The organism is Croceicoccus gelatinilyticus (assembly GCF_018398395.1).
Lineage (GTDB): Bacteria > Pseudomonadota > Alphaproteobacteria > Sphingomonadales > Sphingomonadaceae > Croceicoccus > Croceicoccus gelatinilyticus.
The window spans coordinates 25,538-48,328 of record NZ_JAHCBF010000007.1 but is presented as its reverse complement, the minus strand read 5'-3'; the positions used below and the strand labels follow the sequence as shown (position 1 = coordinate 48,328).

Sequence of the window (22,791 nt, the reverse complement as noted above, 5' to 3'; positions counted from 1 at the left end):
CCGTGAGTTCAAATCCCGCCCCGACAGGTTTCACCGAAATGCGTCCGTTCGGGCCATTTCACGAACTGGTCGGCACCATGTTTATCGGGGAGCGGGAAGGGCAGCGCGTCATCGGAATGCGGGTTGAAGAACGGCATCGCAATGCCGGCGCCATGATGCACGGCGGAATGATGCTGACCTTTGCCGACACCGCGATGACGCTTGCTGCGCTGAAAGGGCGTGAGCCCGGCATGGTAACCGTAACCATGTCGATGAGCAGCGATTTCCTCGCTCCTGCGCGTGTTGGTGACTGGATCGAAGCCAATGTCGAAATCCTGAGGTCGGGCAGGACCACGAAATTCCTCAACTGCATTGTCAGGCGTGACGGGCCGGATGGTCCTGCGCTTTTGCGCTGCAGCGGGGTCTTCCAGATGGTCCCTGCGAGGCCGGTGGCGGACTAGATCCAGCTTGTAATCTGCGAGAGCGGTTTTTTGATCGTCGCGTGATCGGGCACAGTTGCGTCGGCGGCAGGGTGGCCAACGACCACGATCATCATCGCCTTCTCTTCCTTCGGACGCTGGCAGATCTCGCGCAGGAAGTGCATCGGCGCAGGGGTGTGGGTCAGCGTGGCCAGCCCCGCTTCGTGCAGCGTCGAAAGCAGCATTCCGCAGGCAATCCCGACGCTTTCGGTGACGTAGTAGTTTTGCGTTACGTGATCGTCGTCGATCCCGCCGCGACGCTGCGCGAAGACCACGATCAGATAGGGCGCCGTTTCGAGGTAAGGCTTGTTCTGATCGGTATGGAGCGGGGCCAGGGCATCGAGCCATTCATCGCCTGCTCGACCCGCGTAGAATGCCTGTTCCTCCGCCTCGGCCGCTTCGCGAATGGCGCGCTTGGCTTTGGGCGAGCTGACGACGGCGAAATGCCACGGCTGATGGTTCGCGCCCGAAGGTGCGGTGCCGGCAGCAGCGATCGCCATCTCGATGACTTCGCGCGGGACGTGCGTATCGGCGAAAGCGCGGCACGAATGGCGCGTGCGCAACCGTTCGTAGGCCGCACGCGCCTTCTCGATGCGCTCCTCGTCGCTCAGGTCCGGCAGCGCGGGGAAGGGCTGCCGGTCCTCGCTCACGATTCCATCCACTCTTCGAAGAAGGACAGGTGCGCAGCCTTCAGGTCGGCGACCGGAACACGGCTTTCGCCTGCGACCGAGCGGAAGATCACTTCGTCACCCTCGACATCGCCCAGCGCGACGGCGGCAAGGCCGGCGGCTTCGGCAGCTTCGAGGATCGGCTCTGCTTCGGCGGCGGTCACGACATAGCGCGACTGGTCCTCGCCGAACCAGAAGGCAGCGGCGCTGGACCGGCCTTCAGGCATGGCGACCGCGCAGCCGAGGCCGCTTGCCATCGCCATTTCGGCAAGAGCGACCGCAAGGCCGCCGTCCGAACAGTCGTGAACCGCGGTGGCCACGCCATCGGCAATCAGCTTGCGAACGGTTTCGCCAGCGCGCTTGGCAAGCTCCAGACCCACCGGCGGGGGCGGACCTTCTTCGCGGCCATGCAGTTCGCGCAAGTAGAGCGACTGGCCCAGGTGGCCGGATTCACCGCCGATGACGACGATCTGCTGGCCCGCGGCCTTGAAGCCGATCGTGGCCATGATCTCGTGGTCCTGCATCAGGCCGACGCCGCCAATGGCGGGCGTGGGCAGGATGGCCGAACCGCCGCCGGTTGCCTTGCTCTCGTTATAGAGGCTGACGTTGCCCGACACGATCGGGAAGTCGAGCGTCCGGCAGGCATCGCCCATGCCCTGCAGGCAGCCTACGAACTGGGCCATGATTTCGGGCCGCTGCGGGTTGCCGAAGTTGAGGCAATTGGTCACCGCCAGCGGCGTCGCGCCGACGGCGGAAATGTTGCGATAAGCCTCGGCAATCGCCTGCTTGCCGCCTTCGTAGGGGTCGGCATAGCAATAGCGCGGGGTGCAGTCGGTGCTGATCGCCAGCGCCTTTTTCGTGCCGTGCACGCGCACGACCGCAGCGTCGCCGCCCGATTTCTGCATCGTGTCGGCGCCGACCTGCGAATCGTACTGTTCCCAGATCCACTTGCGCGACGCGAGGTCGGGCGTTGCCAGCAGCGTCTTCAGGTCGCCTGCGACGTCGGTGCTTTCCGGCACCTCGCCCAGCGGGGTCGTGCCCGCCCACGCGGCATATTCCTCGCGGCCGATATAGGGGCGTTCGTATTCCGGCGCGTCTGCAGCCAGCGGACCCAGCGGAATGTCGCAAACGACTTCGCCGCCGAATTCGAGCACCATGTGCTGCGTATCGGTAACCTCACCGATGACCGCGAAGTCCAGTTCCCACTTCCGGAAGATCGCCTCGGCCATGGCTTCCTTGCCGGGCTTCAGCACCATGAGCATACGCTCCTGGCTCTCGCTCAGCATCATCTCATAGGGCGTCATAGCCTCTTCGCGGCAGGGCACCTTGTCCATGTCGAGCCGGATGCCGGCCTTGCCGTTGGTCGCCATCTCGACCGACGAGGAGGTGAGACCCGCCGCGCCTATGTCCTGGATCGCGACGATCGCATCGGTCGACATGAGTTCGAGACAGGCCTCGATCAGCAGCTTTTCGACGAAGGGATCGCCGACCTGCACGGTCGGGCGCTTTTCCTCGATGTCGTCGCCGAAATCGGCGCTGGCCATCGTTGCGCCGTGGATGCCGTCGCGGCCCGTCTTCGAGCCGACATAGACGATGGGGTTACCCACGCCCGTCGCGGCCGAATAGAAGATCTTGTCCGCGTCCGCGACACCGACGGTCATCGCGTTGACGAGGATGTTGCCGTCATAAGCCTTGTGGAAGTTCGTCTCGCCGCCAACGGTGGGCACGCCGACGCAGTTGCCGTATCCGCCGATGCCTTCGACCACGCCCTTCACGAGATGCTTCATCTTGGGATGGTCCGGACGACCGAAACGCAGCGCATTCATGTTCGCCACCGGACGCGCGCCCATGGTAAAAACGTCGCGAAGGATGCCGCCAACGCCCGTCGCCGCGCCCTGATAGGGTTCGATGTAGGAAGGGTGGTTGTGGCTCTCCATCTTGAAGATCGCGGCCTGACCGTCACCGATGTCGATGACGCCCGCGTTCTCGCCCGGACCGCAGATCACCCAGGGAGCCTCGGTCGGCAGCTTCTTCAGGTGGAAGCGCGAGGACTTGTACGAACAGTGCTCGGACCACATGACCGAGAAGATGCCCAGTTCGACAAGGTTCGGCTCGCGGCCAAGCGCATTCAGGACGCGCTCGTACTCTTCGGGGGAGAGGCCGTGCGCCTCGACGACGTCAGGAGTGATCTCGCTCATGCCTCGGGCCCTTAACCACCGGCGCGCGCCCATGCCAGCCCTTAAATGATGGTTGCCAGTTCTTTGTCGGTGCTTGACCACACCAACGCGCCCCGCCATTGCTGTCGCCCATGGATGAGGCCCCTCAAGATATCTCCGCCCTGACTTACGAACAGGCCCTGAAAGCGCTCGAAGACGTGGTGCGCAGGCTGGAAAGCGGAGAAGTTGCTCTCGACGAATCGATCTCGCTCTATGAACGCGGCGAAAAGCTTCGCGCACATTGCCAGGCCCGCCTCGATGCGGCGCAGGCGCGGATCGAGAAGATCGTCGCCGGTCCCGACGGCGCGCCGCAAGGCACGCGCCCCTTTGACGAAGGTGCCTGAGGACATGGCTATCGAAGGCGTGGTCGGACCCGACGTGCTGGGCGAGGCGCTGGCCTCGATCCGCGAAGAGGTGGACCGCCACTTCGATGTCCTGCTGCCGGTGCCCGAAGATGCCCGCGCCCGCCTGTTCGAGGCGATGCGCTATGCCGCGATCGGCGGCGGCAAGCGGCTGCGGCCGCTGCTGCTGACCGCGACGGCGCAGATGTACGGCGTGAACCGCGAGGCCGCGGTGCGGACCGGGTGCGCGGTGGAATCGATCCACGTCTATTCGCTGATCCACGACGACCTGCCCTGCATGGACGACGATGCCATGCGTCACGGCCAGCCTACGGTGCACCTCGAATACGACGAGGCGACGGCGGTTCTTGCTGGCGACGCGCTGCACGCACTGGCTTTCGACATTCTCGTCAGTCCTCAAGTCACCAGCGATCCTTTCGTTCGCAGCGAGCTGGTTGCCTGTCTTGCCAAGGGCAGCGGCATGGACGGCATGGCAGGCGGCCAGATGATGGACATCGTCGCCGAGGAAGCGGGCGAGGGGGACGAAGGCTTCGACCTCCATACCGTGACCCGTCTTCAGCAGTTGAAGACCGGCGCGCTGTTGAGCGCATCGGTCGAGATGGGCGCGATCCTTGGGCGCGTACCTCCCGAAGGGCGCGCGCATCTGAAGAGCTATGCGCGCGACATCGGGCTTGCCTTCCAGATCGCGGACGATCTGCTCGACCACGAAGGCGACGAAGAACTCGCCGGCAAGGCGCTGCGCAAGGACGCCGATGCGGGCAAGGCGACTTTCGTCTCGCTGCTGGGCGCAGAGCGCGCGCGCGAACAGGCGGAAATGCTGGTGCGGCAGGCAATCGGGCACCTGTCGTCCTATGGCGAAGAGGCCGAAGTGCTTCGCGCCATTGCAAGATACATAGTCGAACGGGACCGCTGAGGTCCGCATAGGGACCGGACGGGGAGGGGCATGAGCAAGCGTATCGGAATCTATCCGGGGACATTCGACCCCATCACCCTGGGCCACCGCGACATCATCCGTCGCGGGTCCAAGCTGGTCGACGAACTGATCATCGGCGTCACGACGAACCCGTCGAAGAACCCGATGTTCACCCCCGAAGAACGCATGGAGATGGTGGAGCGCGAGGTCCGCGACCTCGGCCTCGACAATGTCCGTGTCGTGGGCTTCAACGCACTGCTGATCAAGTTCGCGCAAAAGATGGGGGCGACCGTCATCGTGCGCGGCCTGCGCGCCGTGGCCGACTTCGAATACGAATACCAGATGGCGGGCATGAACCAGCAGCTCGACCCGGGCATCGAGACCGTGTTCCTCATGGCCGACGTCTCGCTTCAGCCCATCGCTTCCAAGCTGGTCAAGGAAATCGCCCAGTTCGGAGGCGAGATTTCGCGCTTCGTCAGCAAGGACGTCTGCGAGGAAGTCATCGCCAGGGTGGAGCGTGAGGGGCGCAAGGGCGACTACTGAGGGGAATTGCCCCACGGTGGAACCATTCCAGCCATTCATTGAAACGTCAGCCACGGCCCGCTAAGCGGCAGGCCGAGTGAAATTTCGGGATCACCAGAACGACATGAAGTTCCGCCTTACCGCCCGCGCCGCAGTTCTTTCCGCCGCGCTCGGCCTTTCTGCAATCGCCGCACCCGTCATGGCCCAGGACGCTCCTGCCGCAGAGGCAGAGACGACCGAGGCGGCGACCCCGGCTCCGATCGATCCGACGACCTACTGGCGCGTCGATCCCTCGCTGCAGACCGATCCCGACAACATCCTGCTGCTCGACCTGTCGAACGGCGGCCGCGTCGCCATCCGTTTGAAGCCGGAATGGGCACCGAACCACGTCGACCGGATCAAGACGCTGACCCGTCAGGGCTTTTACAACGGCATCATTTTTCACCGTGTGATTGAAGGCTTCATGGCGCAAACGGGCGACCCTACGGGCACCGGTCGCGGCGGTTCCGAGCTTCCCGACCTGAAGGAAGAATTCAACCGCGTCCCGCACCTTCGCGGCACTGTTGCGGCCGCGCGTGAAGGCTCGAACGAGGATTCGGCCAATAGCCAGTTCTTCATCGTGTTTTACCCCACGATGCAGCTCGACATGAAGTACACCAACTTCGGCCGCGTCATCGCCGGCATGCAGTATGTGGACGGCATCTCGCGAGGTCAGCCGCCGGCAAACCCGACGAAGATCCTGCAGGCCTCACTAGCCAGCCAGAACCTCGCTCCGCCGTCGACCACGCCGATGCAGGGCGCGATCACCAGCGACATGCTGAACGCCCCGCTCAGTGCGGCTCCCGCTTCGGAAGACGCGGGCAACTGAGCGGTTCCCTTCGCGCGCCTCAACGGCTAGGCGCGCGAAACCATGCGCGTTGACCTTTTTGACTTCGACCTCCCGACCGAACGCATAGCCCTGCGTCCGGCGCGCCCGCGTGACGCGGCCAAACTGCTGGTTGTGGAAGACGGGGCTCCTTTCGCCGACCGCATCGTGCGCGAACTGCCCGATGTTCTGCGCAAGGGCGACGTGCTCGTCTTCAACGACACCCGCGTCATTCCGGCCCAGCTCGAGGGACGGCGCGGCGAGGCGCGGATCGGCGCGACGCTGCATAAGCGGATCGACTTGCGCCGCTGGCAGGCCTTCGTCCGCAACGCGAAACGCCTGCGCAAAGGTGACCGGATCGAATTTCCCGCCGATGTTACCGCGATTGCCGAAGAACGCCTGCCCGACGGCAGTTTCGTGCTGGCGTTCGAGGGTGAGGAGCCGGTCGAAGTCCTGCTGGAACGCGCAGGCCGTATGCCGCTGCCGCCCTATATCGCGGGCAAGCGCGACACCGACGAGGCCGACCGCAGCGATTACCAGACGATGTTCGCGGACAAGGACGGTGCTGTTGCCGCTCCCACGGCCGCTCTGCACTTCACGCCCGACCTGATCGCGGCGCTCGATGCCGCAGGCGTCGCGCGCGAGACGCTGACGCTCCATGTGGGCGCGGGCACGTTCCTGCCGGTGAAGGCCAACGACACCGAAGACCACGCCATGCATGCCGAGTGGGGCCGGATCGACACCGCGACCGCAGACCGCCTCAACGCCGCCCGCGCTGCCGGTGGCCGTGTAATCTCGGTCGGCACGACCAGCCTGCGCCTTCTCGAAAGCGCGACGGGAGAGGACGGCGTGATCCGACCGTTCGAGGGCGATACCTCGATCTTCATCACCCCCGGCTACCGCTTCCGGGCCATCGACGGACTGATGACCAACTTTCACTTGCCGAAATCGACGCTGTTCATGCTGGTCAGCGCGCTTATGGGGCTGGAGAAGATGCAGGCGGTCTATGCCCACGCGATCGCCAACGACTATCGCTTCTATAGTTATGGCGACGGATCGCTGCTGATCCCCTGATCGCCACCAAAAAGAAAGCCCGCCACAATGAAGCGGCGGGCTGAAGTTTGTTGGAGAAGACACGAGCCAGGTAAGCACGTGCTAAGGCTTCTTCGCGCATGCAGCGCGGCGCTTCATTGATTTTTGTCAAACGCGCGTTTTTTCTCCGCATCTTGCATCGCGCGAATGAAGGCACACATTGCCGCGGTGACCGATCCAATCCTGAAAATCACCGGCCTCGACAAGACCTACCCGGGGCGCGGCGCCGCTCCACCCGTCAAGGCGCTCGACAATGTCGATCTCGAAATCCGCAAGGGCGAGATATTCGCGCTGCTCGGCCCCAACGGCGCGGGCAAGACGACGCTGATCGGCGCGGTCTGCGGTCTCGTACGCCCGACCGGCGGGACGATCGAGGCTTTCGGGATGGGCCTGAAAGACGACTGGCGGAAGATCCGTGCGCGCATCGGGCTCGTGCCGCAGGAAATGGCGGTCGACATTTTCGAGACAGTGCACCACTCGGTCACTTACTCGCGCGGGCTGTTCGGAAGGCCTGCCGACGACAAGCGGATCGAGGAAGTGCTGCGCGCGCTCAGCCTGTGGGACAAGCGTGACAGCCAGCTTCGCATGCTTTCGGGCGGGATGAAACGCCGCGTGCTGATCGCCAAGGCGCTGGCGCACGATCCCGACTTGCTGTTCCTTGATGAACCGACGGCGGGCGTCGACGTCGAATTGCGCCGTGACATGTGGAAGCAGATCGACGTCCTTCGCGAACTGGGCGTCACGATCATCCTCACCACGCATTACATCGAAGAGGCCGAGGAAATGGCCGATCGCGTCGGCGTGATCGACAGCGGACGTATTCTTCTCGTCGACGACAAGGCATCGATCATGACCAGTCTTGGCCGGACCGAGGCAAACTTTGCCCTCAACGCGCCAATGACGGCGATCCCGGCCAGCATCGCCCGAGAAGGGCTCGCGCTGTCGGATGACGGCATGGCGCTGACCTTCCGTGGCGGCGACGGGGCAGGGGGCGGCAAGGAAGCCGTCGCCGAAGTCGCCCAGCAGCTCGCCCGCGAAGGCATCGGCTATTCCGCCATCGACGTGCGCGAATCCAGCCTTGAGGATATTTTCGTTAAGCTTGTCGAAGACCGGCCGGAGATCGCGGCATGACGGCAGGTTTCAACGCAGTCAGCGCATGGGCCATCTACAAGCGCGAAGTCGCGCGGGCATGGCGCACGGTGTTCGGCACGATCATTTCACCCGTGCTTACCACATGTCTCTATTTCATCGTCTTCGGCGCAGCCATCGGTTCGCGCATGAACGACATCGGCGGCGTGAACTATGGCGCGTTCATCGTGCCCGGCCTGTTGCTGCTCACGCTCCTTTCGGAAAGCACATCAAACGGAAGCTTCGGCATCTACATGCCGCGCTTTACAGGTGCGATCTATGAACTCCTGTCCGCCCCTGTCAGCGTAGCCGAAACGCTTGTCGGATTTGTCGGTGCGGCAGTGACCAAGTCGCTCATCATCGCGGCGATCATTCTCGCCACGGCGACGCTGTTCGTGGACTACACGATCGCGCATCCGGTCCTGGCTTTCGTCTATATTGTGCTGGTGGCGTCCTCGTTCTCGCTCTTCGGCTTCATCCTCGGGCTCTGGGCCGACGGGTTTGAAAAGCTGCAGATGGTGCCGCTGCTGGTCCTGACGCCGCTGACGTTCCTTGGCGGTACGTTCTATTCGATCGACATGCTGGCCGAACCGTGGCGCACCGTCGCGCTGTTCAACCCGATCGTCTATCTCGTCTCGGGCCTGCGCTGGACGTTTTTCGAGCAGTCGGACGTTACCATCGGCGTCGCATTTGCGGCCACCGCTGGCTTCCTCGCGCTTTGCATCGGCATAATCACATGGATTTTCCGCACTGGGTGGCGATTGCGCGACTGATTTGCTAGCGGCCTCGTCCATGAAACGGACTGCCGCATTTTCGACCGCCGCCATTGCCCTCGCCATGCCCCTCGCGGCGCAGGCAAAGTTGCCCGAACCCGTGCTCAAGATGATCGCCGCAGCCGAAGCGACGAAAGACCCGGCTCAAGTCGCCGCGGTCTATGCAGCGGCAGAAGCTGCCTATCCCGACGAGATCGAGGCGCTGGCCAAGCGCAAGCAAACGTTCGATGGCCTGGTCGAGAAGCGGGCCGAGCGTGAAGCGCTGCTGGCCAAGGAAGAGATCCGGCACGCCAGCCTGTTCGATCGCTGGGAAGGCAAGGGCGAACTTGGCGCGATCCGGGCGACCGGCAACAGCGATGATCTGGGCCTCACCGCCGCGCTCGGCGTAGAGCGGATCGGCATCGACTGGCGGCACAAGGTTACTGCGCAGGCCGACTATCAGCGCAGCGACGGGGACACGACGCGCGAACGGTTCCTGCTGGCGTACGAGCCTAACTTCAACATCGCGCAGAGCAGCTTCATTTTCGGCCTGGCCCAGGCAGAGCGTGACCGGATCCAGGGCTATTCGTCGCGTTATTCGGTCTCGGGCGGTTTGGGCCATCGCGTCTTTGATCGTGAAGATCTTGGTCTGGAGATCAAGGCCGGTCCGGCGTGGCGCACGACCAAGGTTATCGAGGAAGTCGAGCCGGACGTCGGCCGTGAAAGCTATTTCGCGGGATTGGCGGCGATGAACTTCCGCTGGCAGTTCGCACCGACGCTGAAGTTTACCCAGAACGCCAGCGCCTTCGTGCAGAGCGGGAATGATACCTACACCAGCCTGACCGGGCTTGAAGCCGCGATGGGCAGCGGGCTTTCGGCGCGGCTGTCATACCGCGTCGTCCACGACACGAGCCCGCCCGACGATTCGGCCAAGACCGACACGCTGTCGCGCATTACGCTGATTTACGACTTCTAACGCGTCGGATCAGCCGGGGAAGAACCAGCCGTAGAGCAGCTTTGCGGTCAGCAGCACGCTGATCGTGACAAGCAACGGCCGGATCAGTTTCGCGCCGTGCTTCACCGCGAACTTGGACCCGATCCACGATCCGGTCATAGACCCGATGGCCATGCACAGGCCGAGCGTCCAGATAACTTTTCCGCCCAGTGCGAAGACGATCACGCTGGCGACGTTGGTGGTCATGTTGAACAGCTTGGCATGGCCGGTGGCCGCAGTGAGGCCCTCTCCGCGAAGGCCCACCAGCGTCGCGGCGAAGAAACCGCCGGTACCGGGGCCGAAGAAGCCGTCATAGAACCCGATCGCTCCGCCCACCGGGGCATAGCCTTTGCGCGTGACCACCTCGTGCGATTTCGTGTCGTCCATACGCGGTGAGAAGATGACGTAAGCCGCCACACCCATCAGCAGCAGCGGGACGACGAGTTCCAGAACGCGGGTCGAAATCTGCTGCACCAGTAGCGAACCGGCGACCGCCCCGACGAAAGCGATCAGCGCCAGCCACTTTTCCTTGCGCCACTCGACAAGTCCGGCTCGCGCGTAATTGCGGAATGCCATTGTCGTTGCCGCCAGCGACTGCACCTTGTTCGTGCCCAGCGCCAGCGAAGGCGGCAGGCCGGCAAAAAGCAGCGAGGGCATCATGACCAGCCCGCCGCCGCCAGCGACCGAATCGAGAAAGCCGGTGAACACCGCCACGAGGGCCATGACGACGAGGAGCCAAGGTTCGATTTCCATGCCCCCTCCATAGCGGAGCCTGCGACGAGCGGAAGGTGGTCTTTCGTGCCCCGCGCACCATATCGTCGTGATGACCAGCCAGTTCGATCTCTTTGACGATGAGGACGTCGTGCCGCCGGTACCGGGCCTGTCCCTTTTAGGCAGGTTGGTCGACGCGGAGGAGGGCGCGCGTCTGTCTGGCCTGATCGATGCGACAGGGCTTGCCCCTTTCCGCTTCCAGCAATGGACCGGCAAGCGGATGACACGTTCGTTCGGGTGGCACTACGACTTCGAAGGCGGCGGTATCGCGCGGGCTGAGGCCATGCCCGACTGGCTCGCCGAGATGCGCCAGTGCGTCGTTTCAGCCTTCGGTGATGATCCAGCACACTACGAACAGGCCCTTCTGATCCGCTATGATCCGGGTGCAGAGATCGGGTGGCATCGCGACAGGCCACAGTTCGGGCGCGTCATCGGCCTTTCGCTCGGTGCGCCTGCGACCATGCGGCTACGCAAGCGAAGCGGTAGCAGCTTCGAGCGCGCCGCCTTCGAACTCGAACCCGGCTATGCCTACCGCCTCGACGGTCCGGCCCGGCGGGAGTGGGAGCATTCCATCGTGCCCATGGAACAGCCACGCTGGTCGATCACTTATCGCACGCTTGCGTGACGGCACCGGCCTGACAGGCTGGCGCTCGGCCATCCAAGCGGCTAGGGGCCTGCTTCTCATGACCCGATTTGCCTTCACTATCCACGCCCGCGACGGCAAGGCGCGCACTGGCGAGATCGCCATGAAGCGCGGCACCATCCGCACCCCCGCTTTCATGCCCGTCGGCACTGCCGCCACGGTCAAGGCCATGAAAGTCGAGGACGTGCGCGCGACCGGCGCGGACATCATCCTTGGCAATACCTACCACCTGATGCTGCGCCCGGGAGCCGAACGCGTGGCGCGGCTTGGCGGATTGCACAAGTTCATGGGCTGGGACCGCCCGATCCTGACCGACAGCGGCGGGTACCAGGTGATGAGCCTGTCGGACCTTCGCAAGATCACCGAGGAGGGGGTGAGCTTCAAGAGCCACCTCGACGGGTCGAAGCATATGCTGACCCCCGAACGCTCGATGGAAATCCAGCGTCTGCTCGGCTCCGACATCGTCATGGCCTTCGACGAGTGCCCGCGCGCCGATCAGGACCGCGACGTCATCGCGAAATCCATGGAAATGTCGATGCGCTGGGCACGGCGCAGCCGCGAAGGCTTCGACAGCGGCGAGGAACACGCGGCGCGCTCCGCGCTGTTCGGCATCCAGCAGGGCGCGCTGGACGAGGAACTGCGCGGCATTTCCGCCGAAAAGCTGACCGAGATCGGTTTCGACGGCTATGCCATCGGTGGTCTTGCCGTTGGTGAGGGGCAGGAGGCGATGTTCGCCACGCTCGACTTCGCGCCCTCGCAACTGCCCGATGATCGCCCGCGCTACCTGATGGGAGTCGGCAAGCCCGACGATCTTGTCGGCGCGGTCGAGCGCGGGGTCGACATGTTCGATTGCGTGTTGCCGAGCCGGTCGGGCCGCAACGGGCAGGCGTTTACGTGGAACGGCCCGCTCAACATCCGCAACGCGCGGTTTGCGGAGGACCAGGAGCCGCTGGACGATCGCTGCACCTGCCCGACCTGCGGAAAGTATTCGCGCGCCTATCTGCACCACCTCAACAAGGCGGGCGAGATCCTTGGCGCGATGCTGATGACCGAGCACAACATCTCGTTCTACCAGCAGCTGATGCAGGGGATGCGCGATGCGATTGCGGGCGGACGCTTCGCAGCCTTCGCCGCTGACTTCAGGCGCAACTACTTGCGCTGATCAAATCAGGCAGCGAGCGGCGCGTCGTCGTCGGGCGAACTGCGCACCTGAAGCTGCGTATCGCGGTATTTGAAGAACTGGCCGCTGGCCTTGTCGTAGTATCCGGCCCCGATGCCTGCCGCCTGCTTCATCGCGAGCTTGAGCTCGGGGTACCATTTTCCGATCCGGTTGGGTGTGATGAAGCGGTATTCCATAGTGCCGGATAAATGCGCGAAAGGGCCCTGCGGTTCCCATCTAAGGCACTGTTTGCGCTGCGAAACCGATGCCGCATTGCACAAACGAAAAAGGGCGGGAAGACCCGCCCTTTTCCTTGAAACTGTTCGGTTACCCGACTGATCAGCGCGAGTAGAACTCGACGACCAGGTTCGGTTCCATGCGGACCGGATAGGGCACTTCGTCAAGCGTCGGCACGCGGGTGAAGGTCACCTTGTCGTTGCCGTCGGTCGAGACGTAGTCGGGGATCTCGCGCTCGGGCAGGCTCTGCGCTTCGATGATCAGTGCCATTTCCTTGGCCTTGTTGCCGAGGCTGATAACGTCGCCGACGCGGATGCGGCGCGACGGGATGTTGCACTTCACGCCGTTCACGAGGATGTGGCCGTGGTTGACGATCTGGCGAGCGGCGAACACGGTCGGCGCGAACTTGGCGCGGTACACGACCATGTCGAGGCGCTGTTCGAGCAGGCCGATCAGGTTCTGGCCGGTGTCACCCTTCATCTTCGAAGCGTCGAGGTAGGTCGCCTTGAACTGCTTCTCGGTGACGTCGCCGTAGTAGCCCTTGAGCTTCTGCTTGGCGCGGAGCTGCAGACCGAAGTCGCTCATCTTGCTCTTGCGGCGCTGACCGTGCTGGCCCGGGCCGTAGGAACGCTTGTTGACGGGGCTGTTCGGGCGACCCCAGATGTTCTCGCCCATACGACGGTCGAGTTTATGCTTGGCGCGGGTGCGCTTCGTCATGATCATTCTCCAATATGCTGTCCCTGCCACCATGACAGGGCCAAAGCCCGGCATCGCACCACCTGGCCATCTGCCAGATGCGGCCACCGCTTCACCGGGGTGCGGGACCTATCGGGAACGGACCTGTAGCAGGCCCGACCGACGTGGATGGGCGCCCCTTAAAGGAAAGCGCTGCGGTGTCAAGCAAAAGGGACGCTCGACACAGGAGCAGTGCTTGGGCAAAGCGCGGGCCTATGAATACAACTTTCAAGTCGCCTGAAAACTGCGAGACGATGGCTGAAGTACGCGCCGGCGTTGACGCGACCGACCGTGCCCTGATCGACCTTCTTGCCACCCGTTTTGGCTTCATGCGCGCCGCCGCGCGGATCAAGCCCGAACGCAGCCATGTCCGAGATGAAGAGCGCAAGGCAGCGGTTATCAAGGCCGCCATGGACGAAGCGCTGAACAAAGGCGTCCCTGTGGGCCTGATCGCGGAGTTCTGGGAAAACCTCGTCGAGACGTCGATCGCCTACGAGATGGAGGAATGGGACCGCATCCGGTCCTGACACCTTAAACCTTGTCGGGCTTGCCCAGCGCGGACAGCACGCCGCGCATCGTCCGAACCTCAAGGTGGTTCCAGCCCGGCTTGGTCAGCATGTTGCGCAGTGTCCGCCTTGTCGCGGCGGCGCGGCTTTCGGGGGAGAAATAGCCTTTGGGTTCGAGCAGGCCTTCCATCTGCGCGATCATCCCGTCGAGCTGGTCCTGCGGGGCAGGGGGCAGCACTTCTTCCTGCGTCGGCTGAGCCAGCACGGCGGCCTGGGTCTTCGACCACTCGTAAGCCATCAGGATCACGGCCTGCGCGAGGTTCAGCGAGCCGAATTCGGGATTGATCGGCACCGTCACGATATTGCGGGCAATCGCAACGTCGTCGGTTTCGAGCCCCGAGCGTTCCGGCCCGAACAAGATCGCGTGACGCCCGCTTGCCGTCGTCATCTCACGCGCGGCTTCCTCGGGCGTCAGGACGGGCTTGGTCACGCCGCGCTTGCGCACCGTGGTTGCGTGGACATGCTCGCAATCGGCAACCGCGTCCGCGACGGTTTCGAAGACTTGCGCCTTTTCCAGCACGATGTCCGCGCCGCTGGCGGCCGGACCTGCGCTGGGATTAGGCCAACCGTCACGCGGGGCGACGAGGCGCATTTCGGTAAGTCCAAAGTTCAGCATGGCGCGCGCGGCCTTGCCGATATTCTCGCCCAACTGCGGGCGAACGAGGACAATTACGGGGTTCATGGGTGTCAGTCCTTCGCCGCGTCGCGCACGGTTTCGGCGAACTGGGCAAAGTCCTGCGCTTCGGAAAATTCGCGATAGACGCTGGCAAAGCGGATATAGGCGACAGGGTCGAGCTGGCGCAGGCCTTCCATCACCATTTCGCCGATTTCGGCAGCCTTGATCTCGCTTTCGCCGCGCGTTTCGATCTGGCGCTGCACGCTGGAGACAAGTCGGTCGATCCGCTCCTGCTCGATCCCGCGCTTGCGGCAGGCGAGATTGACCGCAAGCTCGAGCTTGGTGCGGTCGAATACCTCGCGGCGATCCCCGCTTTTGAGCACGTGGATCTCGCGAAGCTGAATGCGTTCGAAAGTCGTGAACCTTGCGCCGCAGCCTTCGCACTGGCGGCGCCGACGGATAGCCGCACCGTCTTCTGCGGGGCGGCTATCCTTTACCTGGCTCGATTCATTGGCACAGAACGGGCAGCGCAAGTCGTGTCCTTCAGATCTTGCCCTTGGCCTTCGCATAGCCGAGCCCGCCGCCGACGATGCCGCCGATGATGGGGCCCACGAAGGGGACGGGGATCGCGATAAGCGCGCCGATCGCACCCCATTTCAGGGCGGTCTTGGTTTCGGGCGTCATCTGGCTGCCGTTTTCGGCCATGTGGAACTCCTTAGCTGTAGATCGGGAATCGATCGCACAGCTCTTCGACGCGCTGGCGCACGTTCTGTTCCACCTGCGCATCTCCTTCTTCGCCGCAGCGAGCGAGGCCATCGAGAACGTCGGCGACCATGTGGCCGATCGCCTTGAACTCTTCCGCGCCGAAACCGCGGGTCGTACCGGCGGGCGAACCGACGCGGATGCCGCTGGTCTTCGTCGGCGGCAGCGGGTCGTTGGGGATGCCGTTCTTGTTGCAGGTAATGCCCGCACGCTCCAGCGCCTCGTCAGCGTCCTTGCCGGTCACGCCCAGCGGGGTGAGGTCGATTAGCGCGAGATGCGTGTCGGTGCCGCCCGAAACGATCTCCGCACCGCGTTCCTTCAGCGTGGCCGCAAGAACCTGTGCATTCTCGACGACCTTCTTGGCGTAATCCTTGAACTCGGGACGCAGCGCTTCGCCAAAAGCCACGGCCTTGGCGGCGATGACGTGCATCAGCGGGCCGCCCTGAAGCCCCGGGAACACGGCCGAGTTGATCTTCTTGGCCAGCTTCTCGTCGTTGGTCAGAATCATGCCGGCACGCGGCCCACGCAGCGTCTTGTGCGTCGTGGTGGTCGCGATGTGCGCGTGCGGGAAGGGCGAGGGGTGGACGCCAGCGGCAACGAGGCCTGCGAAGTGCGCCATGTCGACGTGCAGCAGCGCGCCGACCTTGTCGGCAATCGCGCGCATGCGGGCAAAGTCGATAATGCGCGGATAAGCGCTGCCGCCCGCGATGATCAGCTTGGGGTTGTGCTCAAGCGCCAGCGCTTCGACTTCGTCATAGTCGATGAGGTGTGTGTCGGGGGTGACGCCATACTGGACGGCATTGAACCACTTGCCCGAAAGCGCGGGGCGCGCGCCGTGGGTGAGGTGGCCGCCTGCATCGAGGCTCATGCCCATGATCGTATCGCCCGGCTTCACCGTGGCGAGCAGGACCGCACCGTTCGCCTGCGCGCCCGAGTGCGGCTGAACGTTGGCGAACTCGCATCCGAACAGCTGCTTGGCGCGTTCGATAGCCAGCGTCTCAACCTCGTCCGAAGGAGCGCAGCCCTGGTAGTAGCGCTTGCCGGGATAGCCCTCGGCGTACTTGTTCGTCAGGACCGAGCCCTGCGCTTCGAGCACGGCCTTGGAGACGATGTTTTCCGAAGCGATCAGTTCGATCTGCTTGCGCTCACGCGACATTTCGGCGTCGATTGCCTTGGCGATGGCGGGATCGGTCGCGGCCAGATCGTCGGTGAAGAAGCCGGGTGCGCGGATGATGGTGTCGGTGGTCATGCTTGGCTCACTCAGCAGGAGGGATTGGAAAGCTTGTCGACGCGGCCAGCGTGGCGGCCTCCGCCGAATTTGGTCGAAAGGAATGCGTCGAGGCAGGCCTTGGCCATGTCGATGCCGGTCAGGCGTGCGCCCATGGCGATGACGTTGGCGTCGTTGTGTTCGCGGGCAAGCGCTGCCGAAAGCGGTTCGGAGACCAGCGCGGCGCGGCACTTCGGCTCGCGGTTGACGGCGATGGAAATGCCGATGCCCGATCCGCAAAGTGCGACGCCGTATTCCACGGTGCCGTCCGCGACGACCGATGCCAGCTTGTAGCCATAGTCGGGATAATCGACGCGGTCGGCGGTTTCGGGGCCGAGATCGGCAACCTCGTGGCCCAGTTCGATCAAGTATTCGCGCAGGGCGGATTTCAGCTCTACGGCGGCGTGATCGGAGGCGATGGCAATGCGCATGAAGCTTTCCGTGTCGCTAATGGGATTCGGCTCGCGCCTGCGCATAGTGCTAAGATCGGCGAAAGGCCACCGCTATTGGCCGCTTGCCGGGGATAGCGATTACCATGATCGGAAAAAGCGCCCAGAGTCGCGGAACTTAGCTGATCGGCAAACGCTTCATGCAGGACCGAACAATCCAACGCATGGAAAGGCGCCGCACATGGCCGACCCCAAGAAAGTTCCGCACACCACCACTGACGCAGGCATCCGCGTACAGAGCGACGAGCATTCGCTGACGGTGGGGCCGGACGGGCCGATCGTCCTCAACGATCACTATCTTCTCGAACAGATGGCTAACTTCAACCGCGAGCGTATTCCCGAGCGCCAGCCCCACGCCAAGGGCAGCGGCGCACATGGCTATTTCGAAGTTACGCAGGACGTGTCGAAGTACACCAAGGCCAAAGTATTCCAGCCCGGCACAAAGACCGACGCACTGATGCGGTTTTCGACCGTTGCGGGTGAGCGCGGCAGCCCCGACACCTGGCGCGATCCGCGCGGATTTTCGGTGAAGATGTACACCGATGACGGCAATTTCGACATGGTCGGTAACAACACGCCGGTCTTCTTCATCCGGGACCCGATCAAGTTCCAGAACTTCATCCGCAGCCAGAAGCGCCGCGCCGACAATGGCCTGCGTGATCATGACATGCAGTGGGATTTCTGGACGCTATCGCCCGAAAGCGCGCACCAGGTCACGTACCTTATGGGTGACCGCGGCATTCCGAAAACGTGGCGGGAGATGAACGGCTATTCCAGCCACACCTATTCCCTCGTCAATGCGGACGGCGACAAGTTCTGGGTCAAGTTCCACTTCAAGACCGACCTCGGCGACGGCAATGCCCACTTCACGCAGGAAGAGGCGGACATGATGGCGGGCAAGGATGGTGACTTCCACCGCCGCGACCTGTTTGCCGCGATTGCCAAGGGCGATTATCCCAGCTGGACACTTTATTGGCAGATCATGCCGTGGGAAGATGCCAAAACCTATCGTATCAACCCGTTCGATCTCACCAAGGTCTGGCCGCATGCGGACTATCCGCTGATCGAGGTTGGCAAGCTGGTGCTGGATCGCAATCCCACCGATTTCCATACCGAGATCGAACAGGCTGCGTTTGAGCCGAACAACATGGTCCCCGGTATCGGCCTCTCGCCCGACAAGATGCTGCTGGCCCGCGGGTTTTCCTATGCCGACGCGCACCGTGCGCGGCTTGGCGTCAACTACAAGGAAATCCCGGTCAACCGGCCGCAATGTCCGGTTCATTCCTATTCGAAGGACGGGGCAGGGCGCACCATCGGCGTCACCGATCCGGTCTATGCGCCCAACTCCTACGGCGGCCCTGCGGCCCAGCCCGACATGGGCGGTGAGGCAGGAATCTGGCATTCCGATGGCGACATGGTTCGTCAGGCCTACACCCTGCGCGAGGACGACGACGATTTCAGCCAGGCCCGCGCGCTGATCAACGATGTCATGGACGAAGAGGCCCGCGAACGGCTGGTCATGAACGTCACCGGCCACTTGTGCGACGGCGTCAGCGAAAAGGTTCTCGTTCGCGCTTTCGAATACTGGCGCAACATCGACGGACCGACTGGCGAGAAGATCGAGAAAGCCGTGCGCGAAAAGCTTGGCGGAAAGTCGGAGGCACCGGGCATGGCATCGGCGCTGTCCATTTCCGGCTGATCAAATTCAGGCGAATCGGAAAGGGCCGGTCCTTCGCGGGATCGGCCCTTTTCGTTTACCTATTGCACGGGCGGGGAAAACAAAAGTTTGATATATGAGCGCAATAGAATGACTTGTTGAGGAAGGATCGAGGCATCCTCCAATGCGCGCGACAGGATGATCCCGCCTTCGACCTGCCCGCTGACCATGTCCGCCACATCGTCCAGGTCGACGTCGTCACGCGGCGGGTAGATCGCAGCGATTTCATCCAGCATGGTGCGGAAACGTTTGCGCCAACCAAGTACGGCCTTGCGGTTGGCTTCCTTTACCTCGTTATTGAACAGCCGGTCCTGATAGGCCGCGGTCGCCACGATGCAGCCGGGATGCTTGTTCGGCATGTCGGCGATCAGTTCTGCCATCAACTTCAGCCCGATGAGCATAGCCTGTAGCGGATCGTCCGAAAGCTCCCGCGCGCGGGCGAACAGGTCGTCGAAGATCGCATCCTCGACCTCGATATGCCGCTCGATCAAGGCGTGGGCGAGGGCGTTCTTGTCGGGGAAGTGGTAGAAGAAACCGCTCTTGGTGATCTCCACGCTGGCCACGATCTCCTCGATCGAGGTTGCGTCGAAGCCTTTGCGCAGGATCGATTCCTGCGCGACATCCATGATGCGCTGACGGGTGTCGCTCGCACGCGACATGACTGACCCTCCTCAATTCCCCAACCACCTATACTGTACCGCCGGTACAGTTGGCCCTGCAAGCAGTCAGTAACGCACAGCCGAGTCCATATGCAAGTAACTGGCCCAAAGCGATAAATCGAACTGCACCACGAGTTCACTGGATCGAAATGGGGGTGCGCGCGATACTGGGGCCATTCAATGACATGGATGGGGACATGTGATGTCGCACTTTACTGAACTTATGCAGGCCAAACGGCCTTATCTTACCGACGGGGGGCTTGAGACCTGGCTGTTCTTTCAACAGGGGTTCGAGGCACCAGAATTCGCGGCGATCGCGCTGATCGAAGACGAAAAGGCCCGGACCGCCCTTCGCCGCTATTTCGACGGTTTCCTCGAATTGGCCGAAGATGCGGGCACGGGCTTCGTTCTCGACACGGCAACGTGGCGCGGGTCGCCCGTCTGGGCATCGGCCATCGGACAGAGCGAAGAGGGCCAGATCGACCTCAACCGCAAGGCAGTCGCCTTCGCGCGCGAGATCCGTGATGCCTGGGCAGGGCGTGTGCCTTCGGTCGTGCTCAATGGCGTGATCGGTCCGGCTGGCGATGGTTATGCACCCGGCAAGGTGCCGACTTCAGACGAAGCGCTCGCCATCCATCGCAAGCAGGTGGCAACACTGGGGCGGGGCGGGGTCGACATGATCTCCGCGATCACGATGACCAATATCGGAGAGGCCATCGGCATTGCGCGGGCTGCGCAGGAAGCAGGCCTTCCGGTCGCGATCTCTTTCACGGTCGAAACCGACGGACGGCTGCCGACAGGTGACCTGCTGGGCGAAGCCATCGAGGCGGTGGACGCAGCGACGGGCGGCTACCCCGCTTACTACATGGTCAACTGCGCCCACCCCGACCACTTCCGTGACGCCATCGCAGGGGGCGAGGGATGGGTGAACCGCATAGGCGGCCTGCGGGCCAATGCCTCGCGCATGAGCCATGAGGAGCTCGACAACGCCGAGGAACTGGATGACGGCAATCCGGTAGAGTTCGGCGCCTTGCACGCTGAACTGGCGTCGATGCTGCCGAACCTGCGGGTCGTCGGCGGTTGCTGCGGCACCGATCACCGCCATGTCGGTTGCGTCAGCCGCGAGGTCTGCACCACGGGTCTCGACGCCTGAGCCCAAAAGAAAAACCCCGCCTCGAAAGGGCGGGGTTTTGTCTTGTTCGCTGCCGCGCTTATTGGTCGAGGAAGGAGCGCATCTTGCGGCTCCGGCTCGGGTGCTTGAGCTTCCTCAGCGCCTTCGCCTCGATCTGACGGATACGTTCGCGGGTAACCGAGAACTGCTGGCCAACTTCTTCCAGCGTGTGATCGGTGTTCATGCCGATACCGAAACGCATGCGAAGCACGCGTTCTTCGCGCGGGGTGAGCGAGGCAAGGACGCGGGTGACCGTTTCCTTGAGGTTCGCCTGGATCGCGGCGTCGACCGGGATGATCGCGTTCTTGTCTTCGATAAAATCGCCGAGATGCGAATCTTCCTCGTCGCCGATCGGCGTTTCGAGAGAGATCGGTTCCTTGGCGATCTTCATCACCTTGCGAACCTTCTCGAGCGGCATCGACAGACGCTCTGCCATTTCCTCGGGCGTAGGCTCGCGGCCCTGTTCGTGCAGGAACTGGCGGCTCGTGCGGACCAGCTTGTTGATCGTCTCGATCATGTGGACCGGGATACGGATCGTACGGGCCTGATCGGCGATCGAGCGAGTGATGGCCTGACGGATCCACCACGTCGCATAAGTCGAGAACTTGTAGCCGCGGCGATACTCGAACTTGTCGACGGCCTTCATCAGGCCGATGTTGCCTTCCTGGATAAGGTCCAGGAACTGCAGGCCGCGGTTCGTGTACTTCTTTGCGATGGAAATCACGAGACGCAGGTTCGCCTCAACCATTTCCTTCTTCGCGATACGCGCTTCGCGTTCCGCCTTCTGCACCATGTTCACGATGCGGCGGAATTCGTGCAGCGCCATGCCGGTCTGCGAAGCGATGTCGGCGATTTCCGCGCGGATACGCTCGACCGCGTCGGCTTCCTTCTCGGCGAAGGCAGCCCACTTCTTGTCCTTCTTCGACATCTCGGCAAGCCAGGTGTCGTCGAGTTCGCGGCCGACATATTCTTTGAGGAAATCGGCGCGCTTCACCTTGTGGCGTTCGGCAAGACGCAACATCTGGCCGCCAAGCGCGGTCAGGCGGCGGTTGAAGGCGTAGAGATTGTCGACGAGAAATTCGATCTTCGTCGCGTGGAACTGCACGGACTCGACCTCTGCGGTCAGGTCTTCGCGCAGCTTCTCGTACTTGTTTTCCTTCGCAGTCGGGAAGCTTTCGCCGCGGCCCATGGCCTCGACGCGTTCTTCCTGAAGCTTCTCGAAGGTCTTGAACAGCTTGGTGATGCGAGCGAACCGTTCGATGGCGTCGGGCTTCAGCGCCGCTTCCATCTGCGCGAGTGAGAGGGTGTTGTCCTCCTCGTCGTCGTCTTCCTTACGGCGGCTCGAACCTTCTTCGCCGTCCTCGCCTTCCTCGGACTCGTCGTCGTCGTCATCGTCGTCCTCCTTGTAGGAGGGGCCGGCTGTTTCCTCGGAAATTTCGCCGTCGCCTTCATCCTCGTCATTGAGGTTCTCGGGCGCAGGCTCCTTCGACAGCATGGCGTCAAGATCGAGTATCTCGCGCAGCTGCATTTCCTCGTTGTTGAGGGCTTCGGACCACTGGATGATGGCGTGGAAGGTGATCGGGCTTTCGCAAAGGCCCATGATCATCATGTCGCGGCCGGCCTCGATACGCTTGGCGATGGCGATCTCGCCCTCACGGCTGAGGAGTTCGACCGCGCCCATTTCGCGCAGGTACATGCGGACCGGGTCGTCGGTACGCTCGACCGTTTCCTTCTTCTTGGCAGGGGCCTTGTTGGCCGTGCCGGTAGAAGCCGCGTCGTTATCGTCGTCGTTGTCGTCGTCGCTGCCGATTTCGTCGGGGCTGCCGTCCTCGCCGTCGGAGTCGTCATCGCTCTCGACGATGTTGACGCCCATCTCGCTGATCGCGGCCATGATGTCCTCGATCTGCTCGGAGGACATCTGGTCGGACGGAAGCGCCTCGTTCAGCTCGTCATACGTGATGACGCCGCGCTTCTTGGCGCGGGCGATGAGTTTCTTGATGGAGGCTTCGTTGAGATCGATCAGCGGAGCGTCGCCGCTTTCGTTCTTTTCCTGTGTCGCCATTACCGAA

At 63.0% G+C, this 22,791-nt stretch carries 26 protein-coding genes; 14 read left to right on the top strand and 12 right to left on the bottom strand.

Annotated elements, in window-relative coordinates; all coding sequences use genetic code 11:
- Window positions 1–2: 2 nt before the first annotated feature.
- A complete protein-coding gene (locus KIH45_RS14855; RefSeq protein WP_213176827.1) occupies window positions 3–440 on the top strand; it encodes a PaaI family thioesterase in 438 nt (145 codons plus the stop codon).
- Here the strand turns inward: KIH45_RS14855 and KIH45_RS14850 are convergent.
- Window positions 437–1,108 carry a nitroreductase family protein gene (locus tag KIH45_RS14850; RefSeq protein ID WP_213176826.1) on the bottom strand — a complete coding sequence of 224 codons (672 nt, stop codon included), beginning with the start codon at window positions 1,106–1,108 and terminating at the stop codon, window positions 437–439. The two genes, KIH45_RS14855 and KIH45_RS14850, sit on opposite strands and share 4 nt — an antisense overlap.
- Complete coding sequence (gene purL / locus KIH45_RS14845; protein WP_213176825.1) at window positions 1,105–3,324, bottom strand: phosphoribosylformylglycinamidine synthase subunit PurL; 2,220 nt, start codon at window positions 3,322–3,324, stop codon at window positions 1,105–1,107. Before purL ends, KIH45_RS14850 begins: the two co-directional genes overlap by 4 nt.
- Before the next feature lie 110 nt (window positions 3,325–3,434).
- Here purL and KIH45_RS14840 point away from each other — a divergent pair, with 110 nt between their 5' ends.
- The 8 genes from KIH45_RS14840 (at window position 3,435) to KIH45_RS14805 (ending at window position 9,952) form a co-directional block, all read left to right on the top strand.
- A complete protein-coding gene (locus tag KIH45_RS14840) occupies window positions 3,435–3,686 on the top strand; it encodes an exodeoxyribonuclease VII small subunit (protein ID WP_213176824.1) in 252 nt (83 codons plus the stop codon).
- A gap of 4 nt (window positions 3,687–3,690) precedes the next feature.
- On the top strand, window positions 3,691–4,617 hold the full coding sequence (locus KIH45_RS14835) for a polyprenyl synthetase family protein (RefSeq protein WP_213176823.1): 927 nt from the start codon (window positions 3,691–3,693) through the stop codon (window positions 4,615–4,617).
- Window positions 4,618–4,647: 30 nt separating this feature from the next.
- A complete protein-coding gene (gene coaD, locus KIH45_RS14830) occupies window positions 4,648–5,160 on the top strand; it encodes a pantetheine-phosphate adenylyltransferase (protein ID WP_213176822.1) in 513 nt (170 codons plus the stop codon).
- Between the two features lie 103 nt (window positions 5,161–5,263).
- Window positions 5,264–6,007 (top strand): peptidylprolyl isomerase, encoded by a 744-nt coding sequence (locus KIH45_RS14825; protein ID WP_213176926.1) that lies wholly within the window; start codon window positions 5,264–5,266, stop codon window positions 6,005–6,007.
- 42 nt (window positions 6,008–6,049) lie between these two features.
- Window positions 6,050–7,078 carry a tRNA preQ1(34) S-adenosylmethionine ribosyltransferase-isomerase QueA gene (gene queA, locus KIH45_RS14820; protein WP_213176821.1) on the top strand — a complete coding sequence of 343 codons (1,029 nt, stop codon included), beginning with the start codon at window positions 6,050–6,052 and terminating at the stop codon, window positions 7,076–7,078.
- 165 nt (window positions 7,079–7,243) lie between these two features.
- The gene (locus KIH45_RS14815) at window positions 7,244–8,227 is read left to right on the top strand and encodes an ABC transporter ATP-binding protein (RefSeq protein WP_225899958.1); all 984 of its coding nucleotides are present in this window, start codon (window positions 7,244–7,246) and stop codon (window positions 8,225–8,227) included.
- The gene (locus KIH45_RS14810) at window positions 8,224–8,997 is read left to right on the top strand and encodes an ABC transporter permease (protein WP_213176820.1); all 774 of its coding nucleotides are present in this window, start codon (window positions 8,224–8,226) and stop codon (window positions 8,995–8,997) included. The genes KIH45_RS14815 and KIH45_RS14810 overlap by 4 nt, the downstream gene beginning before the upstream one ends.
- A gap of 19 nt (window positions 8,998–9,016) precedes the next feature.
- Window positions 9,017–9,952, top strand: a complete 936-nt coding sequence (locus tag KIH45_RS14805; RefSeq protein ID WP_213176819.1) for a DUF481 domain-containing protein — start codon at window positions 9,017–9,019, stop codon at window positions 9,950–9,952.
- Between the two features lie 9 nt (window positions 9,953–9,961).
- On the opposite strand, the gene KIH45_RS14800 is transcribed toward KIH45_RS14805, so the two are convergent.
- Window positions 9,962–10,723 (bottom strand): TSUP family transporter, encoded by a 762-nt coding sequence (locus KIH45_RS14800; protein ID WP_213176818.1) that lies wholly within the window; start codon window positions 10,721–10,723, stop codon window positions 9,962–9,964.
- 70 nt (window positions 10,724–10,793) lie between these two features.
- Between KIH45_RS14800 and KIH45_RS14795 the strand changes: the two genes are divergently transcribed.
- Together KIH45_RS14795 and tgt are read left to right on the top strand one after the other, a co-directional pair.
- Window positions 10,794–11,366: an alpha-ketoglutarate-dependent dioxygenase AlkB gene (locus tag KIH45_RS14795; RefSeq protein WP_213176817.1), complete on the top strand. Its 573-nt coding sequence runs from the start codon at window positions 10,794–10,796 to the stop codon at window positions 11,364–11,366.
- A 58-nt stretch (window positions 11,367–11,424) separates the two neighbouring features.
- The gene (gene tgt / locus KIH45_RS14790) at window positions 11,425–12,546 is read left to right on the top strand and encodes a tRNA guanosine(34) transglycosylase Tgt (RefSeq protein ID WP_213176816.1); all 1,122 of its coding nucleotides are present in this window, start codon (window positions 11,425–11,427) and stop codon (window positions 12,544–12,546) included.
- Between the two features lie 5 nt (window positions 12,547–12,551).
- Here tgt and KIH45_RS14785 read toward each other — a convergent pair whose 3' ends face one another.
- Both KIH45_RS14785 and rpsD read right to left on the bottom strand, forming a co-directional pair.
- The gene (locus tag KIH45_RS14785; protein WP_213176815.1) at window positions 12,552–12,740 is read right to left on the bottom strand and encodes a hypothetical protein; all 189 of its coding nucleotides are present in this window, start codon (window positions 12,738–12,740) and stop codon (window positions 12,552–12,554) included.
- A 142-nt stretch (window positions 12,741–12,882) separates the two neighbouring features.
- Window positions 12,883–13,497: a 30S ribosomal protein S4 gene (gene rpsD / locus KIH45_RS14780; protein ID WP_213176814.1), complete on the bottom strand. Its 615-nt coding sequence runs from the start codon at window positions 13,495–13,497 to the stop codon at window positions 12,883–12,885.
- 233 nt (window positions 13,498–13,730) lie between these two features.
- Between rpsD and KIH45_RS14775 the strand changes: the two genes are divergently transcribed.
- Complete coding sequence (locus KIH45_RS14775) at window positions 13,731–14,042, top strand: chorismate mutase (RefSeq protein WP_213176813.1); 312 nt, start codon at window positions 13,731–13,733, stop codon at window positions 14,040–14,042.
- Between the two features lie 4 nt (window positions 14,043–14,046).
- On the opposite strand, the gene KIH45_RS14770 is transcribed toward KIH45_RS14775, so the two are convergent.
- The 5 genes from KIH45_RS14770 to rpiB are packed head-to-tail and all read right to left on the bottom strand — an operon-like array spanning window position 14,047 to window position 17,157.
- Window positions 14,047–14,763, bottom strand: coding sequence for an RNA methyltransferase (locus KIH45_RS14770; RefSeq protein ID WP_213176812.1), 717 nt, complete (start codon window positions 14,761–14,763; stop codon window positions 14,047–14,049).
- A 5-nt stretch (window positions 14,764–14,768) separates the two neighbouring features.
- On the bottom strand, window positions 14,769–15,230 hold the full coding sequence (gene nrdR, locus KIH45_RS14765) for a transcriptional regulator NrdR (protein ID WP_213176811.1): 462 nt from the start codon (window positions 15,228–15,230) through the stop codon (window positions 14,769–14,771).
- Window positions 15,231–15,240: 10 nt separating this feature from the next.
- Complete coding sequence (locus tag KIH45_RS14760) at window positions 15,241–15,402, bottom strand: hypothetical protein (protein WP_156521628.1); 162 nt, start codon at window positions 15,400–15,402, stop codon at window positions 15,241–15,243.
- Between the two features lie 10 nt (window positions 15,403–15,412).
- Window positions 15,413–16,708, bottom strand: coding sequence for a serine hydroxymethyltransferase (gene glyA, locus KIH45_RS14755; RefSeq protein ID WP_213176810.1), 1,296 nt, complete (start codon window positions 16,706–16,708; stop codon window positions 15,413–15,415).
- 11 nt (window positions 16,709–16,719) lie between these two features.
- Window positions 16,720–17,157, bottom strand: coding sequence for a ribose 5-phosphate isomerase B (gene rpiB, locus KIH45_RS14750; protein ID WP_213176809.1), 438 nt, complete (start codon window positions 17,155–17,157; stop codon window positions 16,720–16,722).
- A 199-nt stretch (window positions 17,158–17,356) separates the two neighbouring features.
- Between rpiB and KIH45_RS14745 the strand changes: the two genes are divergently transcribed.
- Window positions 17,357–18,874 (top strand): catalase, encoded by a 1,518-nt coding sequence (locus KIH45_RS14745; protein ID WP_213176808.1) that lies wholly within the window; start codon window positions 17,357–17,359, stop codon window positions 18,872–18,874.
- 59 nt (window positions 18,875–18,933) lie between these two features.
- On the opposite strand, the gene KIH45_RS14740 is transcribed toward KIH45_RS14745, so the two are convergent.
- Window positions 18,934–19,551: a TetR/AcrR family transcriptional regulator gene (locus KIH45_RS14740; RefSeq protein WP_213176807.1), complete on the bottom strand. Its 618-nt coding sequence runs from the start codon at window positions 19,549–19,551 to the stop codon at window positions 18,934–18,936.
- Between the two features lie 202 nt (window positions 19,552–19,753).
- Between KIH45_RS14740 and KIH45_RS14735 the strand changes: the two genes are divergently transcribed.
- Entirely contained in the window at window positions 19,754–20,704 is a 951-nt protein-coding gene (locus KIH45_RS14735) for a homocysteine S-methyltransferase family protein (RefSeq protein WP_213176806.1), read from the top strand.
- A gap of 58 nt (window positions 20,705–20,762) precedes the next feature.
- Here the strand turns inward: KIH45_RS14735 and rpoD are convergent, their stop codons facing one another.
- On the bottom strand, window positions 20,763–22,784 hold the full coding sequence (gene rpoD / locus KIH45_RS14730; protein WP_213176805.1) for an RNA polymerase sigma factor RpoD: 2,022 nt from the start codon (window positions 22,782–22,784) through the stop codon (window positions 20,763–20,765).
- Window positions 22,785–22,791: the final 7 nt, after the last annotated feature.